The sequence below is a fragment of the Nocardia sp. NPDC058658 genome (genome assembly GCF_042716665.1).
In the GTDB taxonomy this organism is placed as follows: Bacteria; Actinomycetota; Actinomycetes; order Mycobacteriales; family Mycobacteriaceae; genus Nocardia.
The window spans coordinates 447,197-463,865 of the sequence record NZ_JBHXRR010000001.1 but is presented as its reverse complement, the minus strand read 5'-3'; the positions used below and the strand labels follow the sequence as shown (position 1 = coordinate 463,865).

The 16,669-nt window shown below is 66.2% G+C and carries 17 protein-coding genes; 2 read left to right on the top strand and 15 right to left on the bottom strand.

The genetic code is table 11. The features are described from left to right. Window positions 1–12: 12 nt before the first annotated feature. Entirely contained in the window at window positions 13–819 is an 807-nt protein-coding gene (locus ACFWUP_RS02230) for an enoyl-CoA hydratase (RefSeq protein WP_379229894.1), read from the bottom strand. Next, window positions 816–1,799 (bottom strand): NAD(P)H-dependent flavin oxidoreductase, encoded by a 984-nt coding sequence (locus ACFWUP_RS02225; RefSeq protein ID WP_379230926.1) that lies wholly within the window; start codon window positions 1,797–1,799, stop codon window positions 816–818. The genes ACFWUP_RS02230 and ACFWUP_RS02225 overlap by 4 nt, the downstream gene beginning before the upstream one ends. Window positions 1,800–1,971: 172 nt before the next feature. Here ACFWUP_RS02225 and ACFWUP_RS02220 point away from each other — a divergent pair, with 172 nt between their 5' ends. Both ACFWUP_RS02220 and ACFWUP_RS02215 read left to right on the top strand, forming a co-directional pair. Next, the gene (locus tag ACFWUP_RS02220) at window positions 1,972–3,468 is read left to right on the top strand and encodes an aldehyde dehydrogenase family protein (protein ID WP_379229893.1); all 1,497 of its coding nucleotides are present in this window, start codon (window positions 1,972–1,974) and stop codon (window positions 3,466–3,468) included. A gap of 35 nt (window positions 3,469–3,503) precedes the next feature. Beyond that, entirely contained in the window at window positions 3,504–4,649 is a 1,146-nt protein-coding gene (locus ACFWUP_RS02215; protein ID WP_379229891.1) for an acyl-CoA dehydrogenase family protein, read from the top strand. Between the two features lie 49 nt (window positions 4,650–4,698). On the opposite strand, the gene ACFWUP_RS02210 is transcribed toward ACFWUP_RS02215, so the two are convergent. From ACFWUP_RS02210 to ACFWUP_RS02150, 13 genes are all read right to left on the bottom strand, one after another. Then, window positions 4,699–5,355, bottom strand: a complete 657-nt coding sequence (locus tag ACFWUP_RS02210; protein WP_379229889.1) for a class I SAM-dependent methyltransferase — start codon at window positions 5,353–5,355, stop codon at window positions 4,699–4,701. A gap of 143 nt (window positions 5,356–5,498) precedes the next feature. Next, window positions 5,499–6,743, bottom strand: a complete 1,245-nt coding sequence (locus ACFWUP_RS02205) for a TetR/AcrR family transcriptional regulator (protein WP_379229887.1) — start codon at window positions 6,741–6,743, stop codon at window positions 5,499–5,501. A gap of 52 nt (window positions 6,744–6,795) precedes the next feature. Next, window positions 6,796–7,461 (bottom strand): hypothetical protein, encoded by a 666-nt coding sequence (locus tag ACFWUP_RS02200; RefSeq protein ID WP_379229885.1) that lies wholly within the window; start codon window positions 7,459–7,461, stop codon window positions 6,796–6,798. An 11-nt stretch (window positions 7,462–7,472) separates the two neighbouring features. Then, window positions 7,473–8,657, bottom strand: coding sequence for an MCE family protein (locus tag ACFWUP_RS02195; protein ID WP_379229884.1), 1,185 nt, complete (start codon window positions 8,655–8,657; stop codon window positions 7,473–7,475). Continuing rightward, the gene (locus tag ACFWUP_RS02190; RefSeq protein ID WP_379229882.1) at window positions 8,654–9,766 is read right to left on the bottom strand and encodes an MCE family protein; all 1,113 of its coding nucleotides are present in this window, start codon (window positions 9,764–9,766) and stop codon (window positions 8,654–8,656) included. The genes ACFWUP_RS02195 and ACFWUP_RS02190 overlap by 4 nt, the downstream gene beginning before the upstream one ends. Next, window positions 9,763–10,857 carry an MCE family protein gene (locus tag ACFWUP_RS02185; RefSeq protein ID WP_379229881.1) on the bottom strand — a complete coding sequence of 365 codons (1,095 nt, stop codon included), beginning with the start codon at window positions 10,855–10,857 and terminating at the stop codon, window positions 9,763–9,765. The genes ACFWUP_RS02190 and ACFWUP_RS02185 overlap by 4 nt, the downstream gene beginning before the upstream one ends. Beyond that, window positions 10,857–11,855 (bottom strand): MlaD family protein, encoded by a 999-nt coding sequence (locus tag ACFWUP_RS02180; RefSeq protein ID WP_379229879.1) that lies wholly within the window; start codon window positions 11,853–11,855, stop codon window positions 10,857–10,859. Before ACFWUP_RS02180 ends, ACFWUP_RS02185 begins: the two co-directional genes overlap by 1 nt. Beyond that, on the bottom strand, window positions 11,852–12,874 hold the full coding sequence (locus ACFWUP_RS02175) for an MCE family protein (protein WP_379229877.1): 1,023 nt from the start codon (window positions 12,872–12,874) through the stop codon (window positions 11,852–11,854). Before ACFWUP_RS02175 ends, ACFWUP_RS02180 begins: the two co-directional genes overlap by 4 nt. Before the next feature lie 4 nt (window positions 12,875–12,878). Next, on the bottom strand, window positions 12,879–14,339 hold the full coding sequence (locus tag ACFWUP_RS02170) for an MCE family protein (RefSeq protein WP_379229875.1): 1,461 nt from the start codon (window positions 14,337–14,339) through the stop codon (window positions 12,879–12,881). Between the two features lie 4 nt (window positions 14,340–14,343). Further along, entirely contained in the window at window positions 14,344–15,207 is an 864-nt protein-coding gene (locus tag ACFWUP_RS02165) for an ABC transporter permease (RefSeq protein WP_379229874.1), read from the bottom strand. Between the two features lies 1 nt (window position 15,208). Beyond that, entirely contained in the window at window positions 15,209–16,057 is an 849-nt protein-coding gene (locus ACFWUP_RS02160; RefSeq protein ID WP_379229872.1) for an MlaE family ABC transporter permease, read from the bottom strand. Then, entirely contained in the window at window positions 16,054–16,236 is a 183-nt protein-coding gene (locus tag ACFWUP_RS02155; RefSeq protein WP_379229870.1) for a hypothetical protein, read from the bottom strand. Before ACFWUP_RS02155 ends, ACFWUP_RS02160 begins: the two co-directional genes overlap by 4 nt. Beyond that, window positions 16,236–16,460 (bottom strand): hypothetical protein, encoded by a 225-nt coding sequence (locus ACFWUP_RS02150; RefSeq protein ID WP_379229869.1) that lies wholly within the window; start codon window positions 16,458–16,460, stop codon window positions 16,236–16,238. Before ACFWUP_RS02150 ends, ACFWUP_RS02155 begins: the two co-directional genes overlap by 1 nt. Window positions 16,461–16,669 lie beyond the last annotated feature (209 nt).

Sequence of the window (16,669 nt, the reverse complement as noted above, 5' to 3'; positions counted from 1 at the left end):
TCTCCTTGGCGGCTAGGCCGGGTCGGCGAGAGGGCGGACGGCGCCGTCGAAGTCGGGTGCGCGGTGGGTGAGCATCGCGGTCATTCCTTCGAAGAAGTCGGCAGAGGTGAGCAGTTCGACCTGTCCCGTCTTCTCGCGGGCGAGCGCGTCATCGAGCTGGGCGAGAGTCGCGGCGTTGATGGCCGCCTTGGTCAGTTGCAGCGCGCGCCGTGGACCCGCCGCGAGCTGAGCGGCGACCGCATCGACCTGGTCGGCGAGATGTTCGGCGGGCAACGCGCGGGTGATCAGTCCCGCCGCGGCGGCCTCGGTCGCGGGCAGTCGCGCACCGAGCAACGCCAGTTCGGCGGCCCGCGCGCGACCCATCGAGGCCGCCACGATCGCCGACGAACCACCGTCGGGCATGAGTCCGATGGAGGTGAAAGGCAGCAGCAGATACGCGGTATCGACGGCGTAGATGAGATCGGCGGCCAAGGCGAGAGAGGTGCCCACCCCGGCGGCAGGCCCGTTGACGTGCGCGATCACCGGCAAGGGGGAGTCGACGATCGCGCGCACCACATCGTTGGCGCGATCCATCACCACCTCCGGCGACGCCTCGCTGCCCCCGGCCGCAGCGGCCGCGGCCAAGTCGGCACCGGTGCAGAACGACTTGCCCGCCCCGGTCAGCACGATCACCCGGACCTCGGGCCGGGTCTCGGCGTCGATGATCGTGTCACCGAGTTCGCTCATCGTCTCGAGGTCGATCGCGTTCATCCGCGCCTGACGGTCGATCGTGATCCGCAGGATGCCGTGCGCTTCGCTGATCCGCAGGCTCTCGCTCATCGGGCCACCGCCTCGACGATCGAGCCGGCCAGCCGACCGGCGATCAAGGCCTCGGCCTCACGCACCATCGTCTCGATCAGCTCCGCGCAGGTGGGAACGTCGTGGATCAGGCCCTGGCACTGGCCCACGCTCCAGATCCCCGCGTCCAGGTCGCCCTCCTCATAGACCCTGCGGCCACGAGCGCCCGCCACGAGTTCGCGCACATCCTCGAAAGTGCCTCCGCCACGCTCGATCTCGACCACCTGCCTGCTGACGGCGTTGTCGGCGACCCGGGCGGTGTTGCGCAGCGTCCGGAAGATCAGCTTGGTGTCGAGCTCGGAATTGGCGACGATCCGCTCCTTCACCACCCGCGCGATCGGCGACTCGACCGTGCACAGGAACCGGGTGCCCATATTCACCCCGTCGGCACCCAGCGCCATCGCCGCGACCAGGCCACGCGCGTCCGCGATGCCACCGGAGGCGAGCATCGGAATCTCGAGCTCGCGAGCCGCAGCGGGGATCAGCACCAGTCCCGGGGTGTCGTTCTCCCCGGGGTGACCCGCACATTCGAAGCCGTCGATACTCACCGCGTCGACGCCGACCTGTTGGGCCTTGAGCGCGTGTTTGACGCTGGTGCACTTGTGCAGCACCTTGATTCCCGCGTCTTTGAGAAACGGCAGATGCGTGGCCGGGTTGGCGCCCGCGATCTCCACGATCGGCACCCCGGAGTCGATGATCGCCTGGCGGTACTCCGCGTACGGTGGCGGCGAAATCGACGGCAGGATCGTGAGATTCACCCCGAACGGCTTATCGGTGAGGTCTCTGGTGCGGGCGATCTCCTCACGAAGGGCCTGCGGGGTGGGCTGAGTCAGGCCGGTGAGGATGCCGAGCCCGCCCGCCTCCGAGACCGCGGCCGCGAGTTCGGCACGGCCGACCCACATCATTCCGCCCTGCACGATCGGGTGCTCGACTCCGAAGGCTTCGGTGAATCGGGTGCGCAACATCGCGCCCTCCGTCCGGTTCGACGTTCTCGGCGGTTGGCGCGAAAGCTCTGTGCAACCCACGAGAATCGTGATTAACTTAGCGAGAATTGGGATTAACTTAACGGCCGCTGAGGTGGACTGTCAACAGTGTGCGCAAGTCCGCGTCGTGCTACTCGAAGGATGGTCGAAGATGACCGAAACGCCCGCTACCACACCCGTTTCTGCGACAATGCTGACGACCGTCGACGCCGTTTCCGGCGAGCCGATCGGGAGCTGGCCGATCGACGACGCGGCCGCTGTCGCTGCCGTTGTCGACCGGGCACGCGCGGCCGCGCCGCTGTGGCGTGAGCTCGGGTTCACCGAGCGGAAACGGGCATTACGACGGTGGGCCGCGCAGATCGTCAACAATGTCGACGAGTTCTGCGCGCTGATCAGTGCCGAGAACGGCAAGCCCACCGACGACGCCTATCTCGAGGTGATCACCGCCGTCGAACACATCAACTGGGCGGCCGCGAACGCGCAGAAGGTCTTGAAGCCGAAGACGGTCTGGCCGGGGCTGATGATGGCCAATGTCGCGGCGGTGATCGAGCAGCGTCCGCACGGCGTGGTCGGGGTGATCGGCCCGTGGAACTACCCGGTGTACACGCCGAACGGGTCCATCGCCTACGCGCTGGCCGCGGGCAACACCGTGGTCTTCAAGCCGAGCGAGCTCACCACCGGGATCGGGCACTGGTTCGTCGACGCGTTCGCCAAGGCTAATCCCACACTGCCCCAGGACATTCTGAGCGTCGTCACCGGCCCCGGCGACACCGGTCGCGCGCTGGTGGAGTCCGGTGTCGACATGATCGCCTTCACTGGGTCGACCGCCACCGGCAAGCGCATCATGGCGGCTGCGGCGCAACGGCTCACGCCCGTGGTCCTGGAATGCGGTGGCAAGGATGCCGCGATCGTGGCCGAGGATGCCGATCTCGCGGCCGCCGCGGACGCGATCGTGTGGTCGGCGATGGCGAATTCCGGCCAGACCTGCGTGGGCGCCGAACGCTGCTACGTGGTCGATTCCGTGCTGGAGCAGTTCCTGGCCGAGGTCACCACGCGGGTGCGCGAACTCGCGCCGGGGCAGTCCTACGGTCCGATGACTTTGCCCAGCCAGATCGACGTGGTCGCCGACCATGTCGACGATGCGCTCGCCAGGGGCGCAACAGCGATGTTCGGTGGGTCCGATTCGATCAGAGCGCCCTTCGTCGGCCCGATCGTGCTGCTCGATGTCCCCGAGGACGCGCCCGCCGTCCGCGAGGAAACCTTCGGGCCGACGCTGACCGTGCGCGGTGTGCGCGATGTCGAGGAAGCGATCGCGCTGACCAATGCCTCCCGCTACGGACTGGCCTCCTCGGTGTACTCACGCAAACGCGGCATGGAGATCGCCCGCGCGCTGCGGGCAGGCGCCACCTCGGTGAACAGCCCGGCCTCCTACGCGGCCATCCCCGCCCTGCCCTTCGGCGGGGTGGGGGAGTCCGGCATCGGCCGCATCCACGGCGCCGCCGGTCTGCTCGGCTTCACCCGCCCGCATTCGATCGCCCGCCAGCGCTTCGCGATTCCCGGCATGGCACTGCAGTCCTTCGCCCGCACCGAATCGACCATGGCGCTCGTTCGCAAGATCACCGCCCGCCGTTTCGGGCGCGCGAAATAACATCCACCCCAACGAAAATCGAGGAAATCACCAGTATGGGCGTCGAATTCAGTCAAGAACACAAAGATTTCGCCGCGGCGGTCGCCGCATTCGCCAAGCGGGAGGCGGGCACCCGCGAACAGCGTGACGCGCTCACCGCCAACGACACCGAACAGCACAATCCGGGCGTCTACGCGAAAATGGCCGAGCTCGGCTGGCTCGGCCTGGCGGTGCCGGAGGAATACGGCGGGTCCGCGGCCACGATGGTCGACATGTGCATTCTGCTGGAGGAATCACTGCGCGGAATGCTCCCGATCGGCGCGATCGGGCCGACTCTCATCACCGGCGGCGCCTACGCCAAATTCGGTACCGAAGCGCAGAAGGACACCGTGCTGCGCGGGATCGTTCGCGGTGCGTCCCAATCGATTTCGATGTCGGAACCCGAGGCAGGCTCGGATGTGGGAAATCTGTCGACCAAAGCGGTGAAGACCGCCGACGGCTGGCTGATCAACGGCCAGAAGACCTGGTGTTCCAACGCCCACATCTCCGAGAACATCCTGCTCGTCGCCCGCACTTCGAAAGACGGCGGAAAACACGAGGGGCTCACCATGTTCCACGTCCCCGCGGACACGCCCGGTCTGCAGATCACCCCGATCGAACTGATGGGCAACCAGCGCGAAACCAACGACCTCTACTTCACCGACTGCCTGCTCCCCGAAGACGCGGTCATCGGCGAAGAAGGCAACGGCTGGCGTCAACTGATGACCGGCCTCAATTTCGAACGCCTCATCCTCGCCGCCATGAGCCTGGGCGCCGCCGAACGTGCCTTCGACGACACCCTCCAATTCGTCACGCAGCGTAAGCAGTTCGGCCGACCCGTCGGCACCTTCCAGGCCCTGCGGCACCGCCTCGCCGACCTCGCCACCGAAATCGAATGCACCAAACTGCTCGTCTACAGCGTGGCACGCGAAGCCGACGCCAACCCGAACAAGATCCTCGCCAGGGAAGCCTCGATGGCCAAGCTCAAAGCCACCGAAGTCGGCAAGCGGGTGGCCCTGGAGGGCATGCAGATGATGGGCGGCTACGGCTACGCCCGCGAATTCGACATGGAAAAACACGTCCGCGGCGCGCTGGTCTCCACCATCTTCGGCGGCACCAGCGAAATCCAGCGCGACATCATCGGCCGCACCCTCGGCCTCTGACCCGGCGACCTCGTCGCCACCGTCGGGGGGTGGCGACGAGGACCGCTGGTCATGGCTTCGTGGCGACGACCAAAATGTTCTTGCCGAACAGCTTTCCGGTGATGAGCTGCAGTGCTTTGCTGAGTGGGAACACCGCCCGGTCGTAGAGCTTCAGTGCGCGCGTGTTGATCGTGCCGTCGTCATTTCCGGCGAACCGGTATGCCAGCGTGGCGAAGAATCCGATCGGATCGCAATAGCTGGACTCCACGACCTCGAGGCCGGCGTTGCGCAGAATCCGGTTGAGCTGGGTGCGGCGATAACGCCGGTAATGTCCGACTTTGGTGTCCATTGATGTGAACAGCACTTCGAGCGCGGGCACATAGATCACCATGGTCCCGCCGGGGCGCAACAGCGAAGCCAGATGCTCGGAGGCTTCCTGATCGTTCTTGATGTGTTCGAAAACGTTGAAAGAGTAAATCAGACTGTACATTTCGGATTCCGACGCGGGCGGAGTCTCACAGTCGACGACGTGATATCCCTTCGACGTCAGCAACTCCTGCAAATCACCGTCGGGCTCGAGACAATCCGGTTTGGTGCCCCGCTCGGCCAGCATGTCGGCATAGGTGCCACGACCGGCACCGAAATCCAGAATTCGTTCCTCCGGGGAGGTCACGTGTTTGTCCACGCAGTCGATCAAAAATCTGTTGTAGTTGACCGCTTCGGTCATCGCCTCCAGGTTGTCGCACCCGGTGTACGCGAATTCGCTGCTGGTCACGCTTGATCCCCTCAATTCTTCGATGGGCGGCAATGGCGCCCCAGCGTAGTCCGGTTACATTGCGGTGCCACGACATCGCCGAAACCAACGCGAATTCAGTGGGGGAGTGGCCGTCCGAGCAGGATGGTCTGCAGCAGGCGGATCACCGTCTCCTGCGGGCAGATCCCGTCGTCGCCGAAGGTTCGGCCGAGGTCGACCACCAGGCTGAACGCCGCGTGCACCAGAATCCTGGCCTCGCCGATCGACAGTTCCGGCCTGGCCTGCGCCACCAGTTTGGCCCATTCGGTGATGATCAACTGCTGCAGGTGGCGCAGGGTCACCTGGTCGGCCTGGTCGACGTGGGTGAACTCGGCGTAGTAGACGAAGGTCAGCGCGCGTTCTTCGAACGACCCGGTGACATAGAAGTCGATCAGTGTCCCCAGCGCCTCGGCGGGGGTATCGGCGGAGGTCACCGCGGGCGTGATCGCCCCGGATACCCGGTCGGCCGCACGCCGGAACGCCGCGGCCAGCAGATCGCTCTTGCTGCGGTAGTAGCGATACACCGCCGAGGCGGCCGACAGATCCGCCGCGACCGCGATGTCCTCCATGCTGACGTTCGGATAACCACGCTCGTGGAACAGCTCCACCGCCTTGCGGAGCAGTAGTTCGTGTTTGAACGGCTGCACCAGCTCGGCGGCCCGCCTGGCAGGCGCGGCGCCGCGCTCGCCCGACAGGTCAGCATCGATCAGCGCCCAACTGGTCGACTTCAGCAGCGGGGCAAGCAATTTCGCCGACACGGTCGCGTGGTGGTCGCCGATGCTGCTGATCATCGCCAGGATCGACACGGTGCGGACCACGCGGTCGTAGCCGTCGAGTTCGGGACGCACTTCCCGGATGAGAGCCCGAATGGCGGCGAGCGTCCTGGTGAATTCGTCGATGAGCCGGTGGAAATCGGCGGGCTCGAGGTAGCGGCGCTCCCACCGTGCCAGCGCGACGGTGGGGCGGTTGGTGATGGTCAGGTCGATGATCGCGTCGAGGACGTGCTCGAGGCGCTCACGCGGCGTCCAGCCTGCGGCCTCGTCGGGCAGTTCGACCGCGCTCAACGCCAGCCCGGACAGTCGCAGCAGTTCCTCGCGGAACAGCGCGTACTTGCTCGGGAAATGACGGTAGAGGGCGGTGGAACTGATCTCGAGCCTGCGGGCGATGTAGTCCATGCTCACACCGTGGTAGCCGTGCGCGCCGAAGGCGGCCGCCGATTCCGCCGCGATCTGCGCACGCCGATTCTTCGGCCTGCGCTTGACCACCCGTGGTGGCGCGTCCGGTGTCGACTGTGTCGCGTGCTCGTTCGTCGTCCTGCCCATCTCGACTGTCATGTTATCGCCCAGCTACCGCAGGCCCGCGCATCGGATTCGGTCACTGGGCCTGCGTGGGCGGCGTCGGGGAGTTCACCTTCTCCACGAGCCAGCTACCGTTGTCGTTGCGCAGGCTCAGCACCATGGCGAGCTGGCCGGGCTTGGGTTTGTGCCCGGTGCCCAGGCTGGTGATGGTCTGGCGGATCACCACGATCGCCTCGGCCGAGTCCTCGTCGGCGGTGCGGATCGCGCACTGGGTGTCGGTGACCTCCGAGGTGACCTCGCCCTGGGTGAGCACCTCACGCAATTCGGTGCTGGTGGATTCGAACTGCTTCTTCCAGTCGCCGACCGCGCCGTCGAGCACCGCCTTGAAGTAGGTGTCGAGGTTCTTGCTGTCGTAGTCGGCCAGGATGGGCCCGTAGTGGCAGGCGGCCTCGCGGGCCTGTTCCTGGGCTCGCAGCAGGTTGTTGCTGTGCTGGTTCTGCACGAACAACACCACCGAGGTGGTGAGCGAGGCGCACACGACCGCGGCCACGCCCACCCGTGCGGTGACCGTGGCGGAGCGTCCGGTCCACCACGACTCGGTTGCCTCACGATCGACCTTCGCAGCCTGCGGCTCGGTGTCCACGGCGGATTCCGATTCGACGACCTTCGTCATCTCGACAGCAGTGTCCGCGCCGGAATCGGTGTCCGGTTCGGTCGGGGTGGCTGTTTCGTCGTTGCTCATAGTCGAATTCCTCAACGTGGTGCGGGGACAGCGGGCTGGGACAGTTCGTTTCCGGTGACACCGGGCGGTGGCCCCGCACCGTTGTCCGGTCCGGGCGGGCGCGGCGCGTTGGCCGAACCACGCACCTGCAGAGCCGGATTGGAGGTGACGCAGTAGTTGTAGAGGCGCACCCTGGTGTCGGTGGTCTCGGTGGTCGGCACCACGGGCACCGTCTCGTATTCGCACGAGGGTCGTGGCCACGGATCGATGAGAGTGAAGAACCCGCCGTCGTGGGCCGGCACACCGACCGCTTCGGCGAAGCGACTCAGCGACGGGAACAGTGCCTCGAGTGCCGGTTGCCGAAGCTTGGCGGCTTTGGTGATGGCGACGAAGTTCGTCACCAGGTCGGTGATCGGATCGTGGGTGCGCGCGACGAACCCGCCCAGCGTCGCCAGCTGCCCTGGCCCCTGTTCGAGCAGGTGGCGCACCTCGGCGTCGGCCGCGCTGAACTGCCGGAACAGTGCGGTGCCCGACCGGGTGAGCGTGGTGAGGTCCGGTTGCGCGTGCGAGGTGGTCTCGGCGATGACCTGGAGATTGCGCAGCAACTGCTGGGTCTGGGGCAGCAGTTCGGTGAGCCCGGCCATCGCCCTGCTCATCCCGGAGATCATGTTGCGCAACCGATCCGGGCCACCGGCGAGGGCCTTGTCGAGTTCGTCGACGATCACCGTGAGCCGCTCGGGATTCATCCCCCCGACCAGCCCGCTCATGTTCGCCAGCACCGACTGCATCGGCACCGGCACCGAGGTCCGCTCGCGCTCGACCACCGAGCCGTCGTGCAGATAGGGCCCGCCCTCGGAGACGGGCCGGAAGTCCAGGTACTGCTCACCCGCCGCCGACAGCCGGTTCACGACCACCGTGCCACCGACGGGAATCGGTGTCCCCCCGTCGATCTCGGCTACCGCCGCGACACCGTCACCGGACACCCCCACGGCGCTGACCCGGCCTACTCTCCACCCGCGGAAGGTGACATCGCTGCCGACCGACAACCCACCCGAGGTCGCCAAGTGCACTGTCACCGAGTACTGCGACCGACTCGGATCGATCCGCAGCACCGCGCCACCCAGATACAGACAGCCCAGCACGAGCACGACGACCAACCCGGCATTGGCGACGGCGATCCGCTTGCGCACCAACCAGTTCCACAGCGGTGAATTCATCGCGGACCCTCCTGCGGTGCTGGCTGCGGGACGCTGGTCACGCGACCGAACACCTTCGCGAGCACCTCGGCGAGACTGCCGATGAACGCGGGCACATCAGCGCCTTCCGGCCAGCGACTCCCCGACGGGTCGGTGAGTGCGCCGATGTCGAGATAGGACACCGTCGCCGCCACCGCCAGGGTCGGGCCCTGCAGCGACGCCATCAGCGAGGGGTAGAGGGTGTGCAGACCGTCGAGGGTGCCGGTGAGGTCGTCGCCCATGCTGGTGAACCCCGACATCAGGTTCTGCACGCTCTGGAACAGGCTCACGAACTGCGGCCCGTTGCTGGTGCTGAAGTCGCCGAGCGCGTCCATGGTGACCGCGACCTTGCCGATCAGGTCGACGATCGACTGGTTGTTCTCCGCGACCAGGCCGATCAACTGCGGAAAGCTGTCCGCGACCGCACCGAGTTCGGCCTTGCGTCCCGCGAGTTCGCCGGTGAGCACCTGCAAGCCGTGCAGGGTGGCGTCGAGGTCGCCGGTGCGCGCGTTGAGTGCCGCGATCACATCGGTCATCTCGGTCACCAGGTGGCGCAGGTGCGGCGCGTGCCCCGCGAAGATCGAGTCCAGTTCGGAGGTGATCCGCGCGGCCTGGTTGATGCCGCCCCCGTTGATCAGCATCGAGATCGACATCATCAGCTGTTCGACCGAGGCGGCCGATCCGGTGTGTTCGATGCCGATGGTCTCGCCCGCGCGCAGCGGTGCGCCCGCCTCGGCGTCGCTGGGCAGGGTCATCGCGACGAAAACGTCACCGAGCGGCGTCGCCTGACGTAGTTCGGCGGTGGTGCCGCGCGGCAGCTGGATGTCCTCCCGGATCAGCATTTCGACGTCGGCCAGGAACGAGCTGGCCGAAATATCGGTCACCACACCGATATCGGTGCCACCGATCTTCACCTGGGCCCGGTCGGGCAGGTTGAGCGCATCGCGAAAAGTGGCGTGCAGGGTGTAGCCGGGACGGCCGATACCGGGCTCGGGCATCGGCAACTCCCGCACCGTCAGCGAACAGGCGGTACTCGCCGACATGACCACCGCGGCACATACCGCCGCTGAAACTGTCGTGCGCAGGTTCATTTCGTGATTCCCAGCAGTGCGGCGGTGAGTCCGAAGTCGGGGCCGAAGTCGGCGATCTTGCCGGTGCGGCAGCCGTCGTGGCGCATCTGGACGCGTTCGCAGAACAGCGACAGTGCCTCGCCGTCGAGCGCCGCCTTCTCGAGCAGGCCGTGCAGGCGCAGCGCTTGGCGTTCACGGCTGACAGCGTTGTCGATATTGTCGAAGAAAAGCGGGCCGACATCGACGATCTCGGTGAGTCCACGGGCGTTGGCCCGCATCTGGGCGGCGATGGCGACGAACTTGGTGAGCGCGCCCGCCAGTTGGTCCTGGTTCTGTCCGACTACCGAGGCGGTGTTGGTGACGAAGTCGTCGAGCTGTTTCAGCACGGCCTGCAAACCAGGTGCCTGGTCGCCGAGCAGGGTGATCAGTTCGGTGATCCGGCCGCTGAAATCGCGCACGGTCTGGTCGTTGTCGGCGATGATCTGGGTGACCTCGTTGAGCCGGATGACCGTGTTCGCGATCTGATCCTTGTTGGCCAGGGTCACCTCGAAGGCCGCGGACAGCGAGTCGAGGGTTTCGCGGAGCCGGTCGCCGTTGCCGTCGAGCAGCGGGAACAGCACTCGGCTTGCCATCGGACCCGCTTCGCTGTCGCCTTTGAGCGCGGCGCCGAGCTGGTCGAAGTTCTCCAGGATGCGGTCGAGTTCGACGGGAGTTCTGGTGCGCGCCAAGGGAAGATGCGCGCCGTCGGCCAGTTCGGGACCGGTCCCGGTGTAGGCGGGCGCGAGCTCGACGTGCCGGTTGGTGATCAACTGTGGTGAGATCAGCGCCGCCATCGCGTCGGCCGGGATCCGCACGTCACCCTTGATCGACATCACCACCTCGACATAACTGCCGCGCGGGGTCACCGATTCGACGACGCCGACCGGAACGCCGAGCACCGCCACCTCGTTGCCCTCGTACAGCCCGGCCACGCTCTCGAAATCGGCGCTGATCCGCTTGTTCTCGCCGAAGTACCGCTCGCCCAGGTTCGACACGCTGCTCGGGAGCAGCGAACACCCCGAGACGACAGCAGCGGCCACACACAGCGCGATCAGTTTCGCTCTGCTTCTCATCAGTTGCACCCCTGTACGGCCTGCGCGAAGCACAGCCAGTTGTCGGGAAAGAGCCACGGCGCCCACACATCGCCGTAGGGGCCGTTGCCGACCACGTTGTTGAACTGGCGAAGGGTGACCGGGGTGATCTCGTAGAGCCGGTCCAGGTTTTCCTTGTTCTCGGTCAGGCCGTCGGCCATCGTGTCGAGGTTGGTGATCAGCGGACCGAGTTCACCGTTGTTCTCGATGCCCATGTCCTGCAACAGTTTCGACAGCGCGGCGACATTGTCGAGCAACTGCGCCAGCAGCGTCTGCCTGGTCTGCACCGCGGCACCGATCGCCTCGCCACGGGTGAGCAGCACGAGCACGCTGTTGCGGTTGTCGGAAGCCAGCTGCGACACCTGGTCCATGCTTTTCAGCAGCACGTCGACCTCGTCGCGGCGGGCATTGATCACCTGGGCCAGCGCGCCGACGCTGTCGAGCGCCTGCACGGCCATCGCGGGGGAGTCGCCCATCTGCTTGTCGAGCAGGTCGAGCGCGGTCCGCAGCTTGCTCGGGTCGAGGCGTTCGATCCGTTCGAACGAGGACGTGTACTGCGGGTCCTGGATCACCTTGCTCAAGTTGTAAGGCACAGAGGTGTTGTCGATGGTGATCCGGTTGTCGGTCAGGGTGCCGCTCTTGCCCGGCTTCAGGTCGATATGGAGCCGGCCGAGAATGGTCGACATCTTGATCGCGGCCGTGGCATCAGCGCCGAGGCGCAGGTCGCGGCGCACCGCGAGGGTCACGACAACCCGATCGTTGACCAACTCGACCGCCCGCACCGCCCCCACCTCGATCCCGGAGATATCGACGGTGGCACCCGCCCGCAACCCGGCTGCCTGGGCGAACTCGACCTGTATTGTCTTGTCGCCCAGTCGAAGCTGTGCGAGCAGACTGGAACCGCCGAGCAGCACCGCCACCGCGAACACCGCGCCCAGACCCAGGCGCAGATTCCGGTTGTTGCGCAGGATGGCGATCATCGGCACACCCCCGACTGCGATTCGCCGCCCACCTGGGAGAAGATCCCCGGCGGCAACACCACATTCCACAGCGACACATCGAGTCGGCAGATATAGGCATTGCCGTACGCCCCGTAGCTGGTGAACCGCGCGACCCCGTTGAGGAAGTCGGGCAATTCCACCGCGGCCCGATCGAGCGCGACACCGTTGTAGATCAGCATCATCACGCCCTGGGTGGCGGTGCGCTGCGCCTCGCCCATGCCCGGTTTCACCTGGCCGATGAGCGTGACCAGGGAATCGGTGGCGGTCGCCACCCGGTCCACCGAACTCTTCAACGCTTGTCCTTCCGCGTAGAGCCCGTCCATCAGGGTGCGGGTCTGGGTGATCAGGGTTTCCAGTTCGCCGCTGCGGTTGGCCAGACCCGCCATCACCGAACTGAGATTGCTCAGCACGTCGCCGAGGATCTCGTCGCGCTGGCCGAAAGTGTTCGCCAGCTCGGCCGCCTGGGTGATCAACGCCGACAGCGAGATCTCGTTGCCCTGCAACGCCTGGATAAGCGTTTCCGACAGTGAGTTGATCTGGTCGGGTTGCAGCACGCTGAACAGCGGCTCGAAACCCGACAGCAGCGACGACACATCGAAGGACGGCTCGGTGCGGGTGAGCGGAATCTGCGACCCCGGCGGCACCCGCACGCCCGGTACTTCGCCTGCGGCCAGGGCGACGTAGCGCTGGCCGATCAGATTCTGGTAGCGGACAAGGGCTTTCGTCGTATCGGTGAGGTATTGGCGGTCCTCGATCCGAAAGTCGACCCGCGCCAGGTAGTCGTCGGTGAAATCGATCTTGTCGACGCGGCCGACGCGTACCCCGGCCATCCGGACGTCATCACCCACGCGCAGTCCGAGCACATCGGTGAACACCGCCGAGTAACTGTTGGTGGTGCCCGGCACGCTGCGTTGCAGTGTCGACCAGACGGTGTAGGTGAGTACCACCGTGAGGACGACGAAGCAGCTGAACCCGAGCAGTGCCCTGGTCGATTTCATCGCGCTACACCGCACTTTCGGGGACGAGGGGGATATCGCCCAGTATCGGACCGAGCAGCAGGAGTTGGATGACGGTGGGGCGTCCGCCGACCAGCGCTGCCACCGCGGCAGGACCTCGCACCGAGATCGGTGTGGCCGCACCGGGATTCGACGGCGTCGTCGGCCCCGCGGGCCGAGTTCCCGGCGCAGCGGCCGGGGCGGTGATTCCGGGAATGGTGGGCAGCCCGGGGATCGACGGAAGGCCGGGGACAGACGGCAGCCCCGGGAACGCGGGCACAGGCAGGCCGGGGACGACGGGAGCGCTCGGCAGGCCGGGGATCTGCACCGTCGGCGCCGGACCCGCCGCATCGAGGCGCTGCGGGAGCTGTTGCGCCGGATATTCCTGCGGCGGTGCGACTTCCGGCACCGACGGCCCCCCGCAACGCGGCCCGGCCATGTCGCCGTAACGCGGACAATCCGCCGCCGTGTACTGCTGGAACGGCGTGAACGACACGTCCATCTTCCACACCATCTGCTTGCGCGGCCCGAAGTGGAACACTTCTTGGAGCTTGCGCAGTGAGTTGTTGAGATTGGCGGCGGTTGTCTGCAGCGCGCCCGGATCCTTGGCCAACGCGCCGAACACCGTGTCCAGCCCGGCCACGAGTTCCTTGCCCGAATTCGGGTTCGCCGCGAACAGCCGGTTCACCGCTTCGACCGTGGAGTTGCCCTCGGCGAGCAGCGCGACCAACTGGGTGCGCTGCTCGTTGAGCGTATTCGCGGCGGTCAGCGAATCACCGAGCATGCCGACCAGCTCGGGCGCGGACTGACTCAACGCCATCGACGCCCGACCGAGATCGCCCAGCAGGCCACCGATTTCGGGAATCCGGTGCACCTCGGTGACCCACGTATCGAGTCGCTCGATGGTGGACCCCGGCACCCGCGCCCCGCCGTCGAGCGCGGCCGCCAGTGTCGCCAGCACCCGGCCGAGTTTCTCCGGCTGGATGGTCGTCAGTACATCGCGCAGGGTGTTCAAGGTGGACTGCAGCTGCACGGTCGCCGCGCTGGTGTCCTCGCGGATGGTGGCGCCGGCGCGCAGGGTGGTGGCCGAGGTTTCGTTGTCCACCAACTGGATCGAGGTGACGCCGAAGATGTTGTCCGGGATCACGCGGGCGGTGACAGTGTCCGGAATCGTCTCGGCGAGACCGGGTTTCAGTTCGAGGGTGACGTGCTGGAGCCTGCCTTTGGCGACCATGTCGACCGCCGAGACCGCACCGACCAGCATCCCGCGATATTTGACGTCGGCGCGCTGCGGCAGCCCGTCGCCGGTGCTGGTCAGTTCGGCGCCGACCACGACGGTGTCCTCGAACTCGCCGTTGTAGCGCAGACCGAGCAGATACATCGCCACCGCGAGGGTCAGCGCCACTGCCAGGCCCGCGAGGGTGAGCTGGAACGGTGTGGGCCCGCGGCCGCTCGGATCGAGAATCATCTACCTATCCCGAGATTCGAAATCCGGGGTCGATGCCCCAGATAGCAAGGGTGAGAAACAGATTCGTGAACACCATGACGACGATGACCATCTTGATCGCCCGCCCGGCCGCCACCCCGACCCCTTCGGGACCGCCGGTGGCGGTGTACCCGTAGTAGCACTGGATGAAGGTGGAGATCAGCACGAAGATCACCACCTTGAGCACCGAGAAGAACACGTCGCCGCCCACCAGGAATTGGAAGAAGTAGTGGTCGTAGGTGCCCGCGGTGGTGCCGCCGAGGAACAGCACCGACAGCTTGGTCGCGAGGTAGGCCACCGCGAGACCGAGCGTGTAGAGCGGGACGATGGTGACGGTCGCCGCGATCATGCGGGTGGTGACCAGATACGGCAGCGGGCGGATGGCGATGGATTCGAGCGCGTCGATCTCCTCCGAGATCCGCATCGAACCGAGTTGGGCGGTGAAGCGGCAGCCGGACTGGATGGCGAAGGCGAGCGTGCCGAGGATCGGCGCGATCTCGCGGGTGGTGGCGAATCCGGAGATGGCCCCCGTGAGCGGACCCATCGTGAGCAGGTTGAGCGCGGTGTAGGACTCCACGCCCACGGTGATACCGCCGAACGCGCACAGCACCACGACCACACCCACGGTGCCGCCGCCGACGATCAGCGAGCCGTTACCCCACCCCACATCGGCGACAAGGCGCGCGACTTCCTTGCGATAGTGCCGCAGCGCGAACGGAATCGCGAACAGTGCCTGGAAGAACACGATCGCCTGATGCCCGACGCGCTGATTGGCCCGCACCGGCACCTTGGCCGCCTCGCCGACCATGCGCACCGGGCGCATCGCGGGCGGAATGTACTCGGCGGCCATCTCAGACCACCTTCGACGGGAAGAAGGTGTTGTAGAGCTGGGTGACGATGATGTTGGTGGCGAACAGCATCAGCGCCGACGACACCACCGCCGAGTTCACCGAGTTGGCGACCCCGCCCGGGCCGCCCTTGGTGTGTAATCCGATGTCGCAGGCGATGATCGCGGTGAGCAGTCCGAACAGTGCGGCCTTGAACAAGGCGACGATCAGGTCGTCGGCCACCGCGAACGAGGCGAACGAGCCGATGAACGAACCCGGAGTGCCGTGCTGGGCATAGACATTGAACAGATACGCCGTCGCGAAGCCGACGAACACGATGAACCCACACAGCAGCATGCTCACCAGCACCGCGGCGGCCAGTCGCGGCGCGACCAATCGGCGCACCGGATCCACCCCCATCACCCGCATCGCGTCGATCTCCTCCCTGATGGTGCGCGAACCGAGATCGGCGCAGATGGCCGACCCGACCGCGCCCGCGATCATCAGCGAGGTGACCAGCGGCGCGCCCTGACGAATGATGCCGAGCCCGGCCACCGCCCCGATGAAGGTGGTCGCACCGACCTGATTCACCAGGGCGCCGACCTGGATCGACACCACCACCGCGACCGGGATCGCAACGAAAACTGTTGGTAGCGCGGACACATTCGCCATGAACGCGCACTGCTTGATGAACTCCTGGAACGGAAACCGCCGCTGCACCAGCGAGAGGAACAACTGCCCGATCGCGGCCCTGGCGAGCAGTACCTGCCTGCCCAGCGTCTCGATCGACTGCTGCGGGTGTCGCCGCCACAGCCCGGTGGCGCTGTCGACGATCTTGTCGACTTCCGACGGTTCGACCGCGGGCCCTGTCATGCGCTCAGCCCCCGCTCGAGCAGAACGAACAGCGCGCCGACCGCGACGACGCCGAGTGTGACAACACACAACATCGCGATCCACATTCCCACGCGGAGAACAGGATTCACCCGCGTGTGCCCGCCGAGGATCTTGACTACGATCACCACGATGTCGATGAACCAGACCACCGCCATCATCAGGTCATCGTCACGTTCGCGAAGGTGAGCACCGGCCAGCACACGATGGAGCCGAGGAAGGAAATGACCAGGTCGACGCCGTGCAGACCGCGGAGGTGGTCGGTGTGGGTGAGACTCCAGATGACCCCGACGAGGCCGTAGGGGATGCCGATGATGATGAGCGTGCCGATGAACTCCGACACCTTCATCTCGTAACTGAGAAACCTGTCCAGCCGTCGCAGCATGGCGATACCGCTGTTCCTTCCGTCGAGAACCGGTCGGTGACGCCCGCCGGGAGGCGAGTCGTCGACGGTCCGGCGATGTAGCCGACAATTCGTCGTCGATCCGGCGATGTTGCCGGGTATTCTTCGGAGTTGCCTGATGGCGCCGCTGTGAGCGACACTTGGACGCCCGGTGTGCCCGTCATAAGTTACTAGCAATTCTCTCCGGTGTG

Coding starts and splice junctions, on each gene's coding strand:
- ACFWUP_RS02175 (WP_379229877.1), bottom strand. CDS start 12,874: ATGAAATCGACCAGGGCACTGCTCGGGTTCAGCTGCTTCGTCGTCCTC.
- ACFWUP_RS02155 (WP_379229870.1), bottom strand. CDS start 16,236: ATGATGGCGGTGGTCTGGTTCATCGACATCGTGGTGATCGTAGTCAAG.
- ACFWUP_RS02205 (WP_379229887.1), bottom strand. CDS start 6,743: ATGGGCAGGACGACGAACGAGCACGCGACACAGTCGACACCGGACGCG.
- ACFWUP_RS02195 (WP_379229884.1), bottom strand. CDS start 8,657: ATGAATTCACCGCTGTGGAACTGGTTGGTGCGCAAGCGGATCGCCGTC.
- ACFWUP_RS02210 (WP_379229889.1), bottom strand. CDS start 5,355: ATGACCGAAGCGGTCAACTACAACAGATTTTTGATCGACTGCGTGGAC.
- ACFWUP_RS02165 (WP_379229874.1), bottom strand. CDS start 15,207: ATGGCCGCCGAGTACATTCCGCCCGCGATGCGCCCGGTGCGCATGGTC.
- ACFWUP_RS02185 (WP_379229881.1), bottom strand. CDS start 10,857: ATGAGAAGCAGAGCGAAACTGATCGCGCTGTGTGTGGCCGCTGCTGTC.
- ACFWUP_RS02190 (WP_379229882.1), bottom strand. CDS start 9,766: ATGAACCTGCGCACGACAGTTTCAGCGGCGGTATGTGCCGCGGTGGTC.
- ACFWUP_RS02215 (WP_379229891.1), top strand. CDS start 3,504: ATGGGCGTCGAATTCAGTCAAGAACACAAAGATTTCGCCGCGGCGGTC.
- ACFWUP_RS02230 (WP_379229894.1), bottom strand. CDS start 819: ATGAGCGAGAGCCTGCGGATCAGCGAAGCGCACGGCATCCTGCGGATC.
- ACFWUP_RS02160 (WP_379229872.1), bottom strand. CDS start 16,057: ATGACAGGGCCCGCGGTCGAACCGTCGGAAGTCGACAAGATCGTCGAC.
- ACFWUP_RS02150 (WP_379229869.1), bottom strand. CDS start 16,460: ATGCTGCGACGGCTGGACAGGTTTCTCAGTTACGAGATGAAGGTGTCG.
- ACFWUP_RS02220 (WP_379229893.1), top strand. CDS start 1,972: ATGACCGAAACGCCCGCTACCACACCCGTTTCTGCGACAATGCTGACG.
- ACFWUP_RS02170 (WP_379229875.1), bottom strand. CDS start 14,339: ATGATTCTCGATCCGAGCGGCCGCGGGCCCACACCGTTCCAGCTCACC.
- ACFWUP_RS02180 (WP_379229879.1), bottom strand. CDS start 11,855: ATGATCGCCATCCTGCGCAACAACCGGAATCTGCGCCTGGGTCTGGGC.
- ACFWUP_RS02200 (WP_379229885.1), bottom strand. CDS start 7,461: ATGAGCAACGACGAAACAGCCACCCCGACCGAACCGGACACCGATTCC.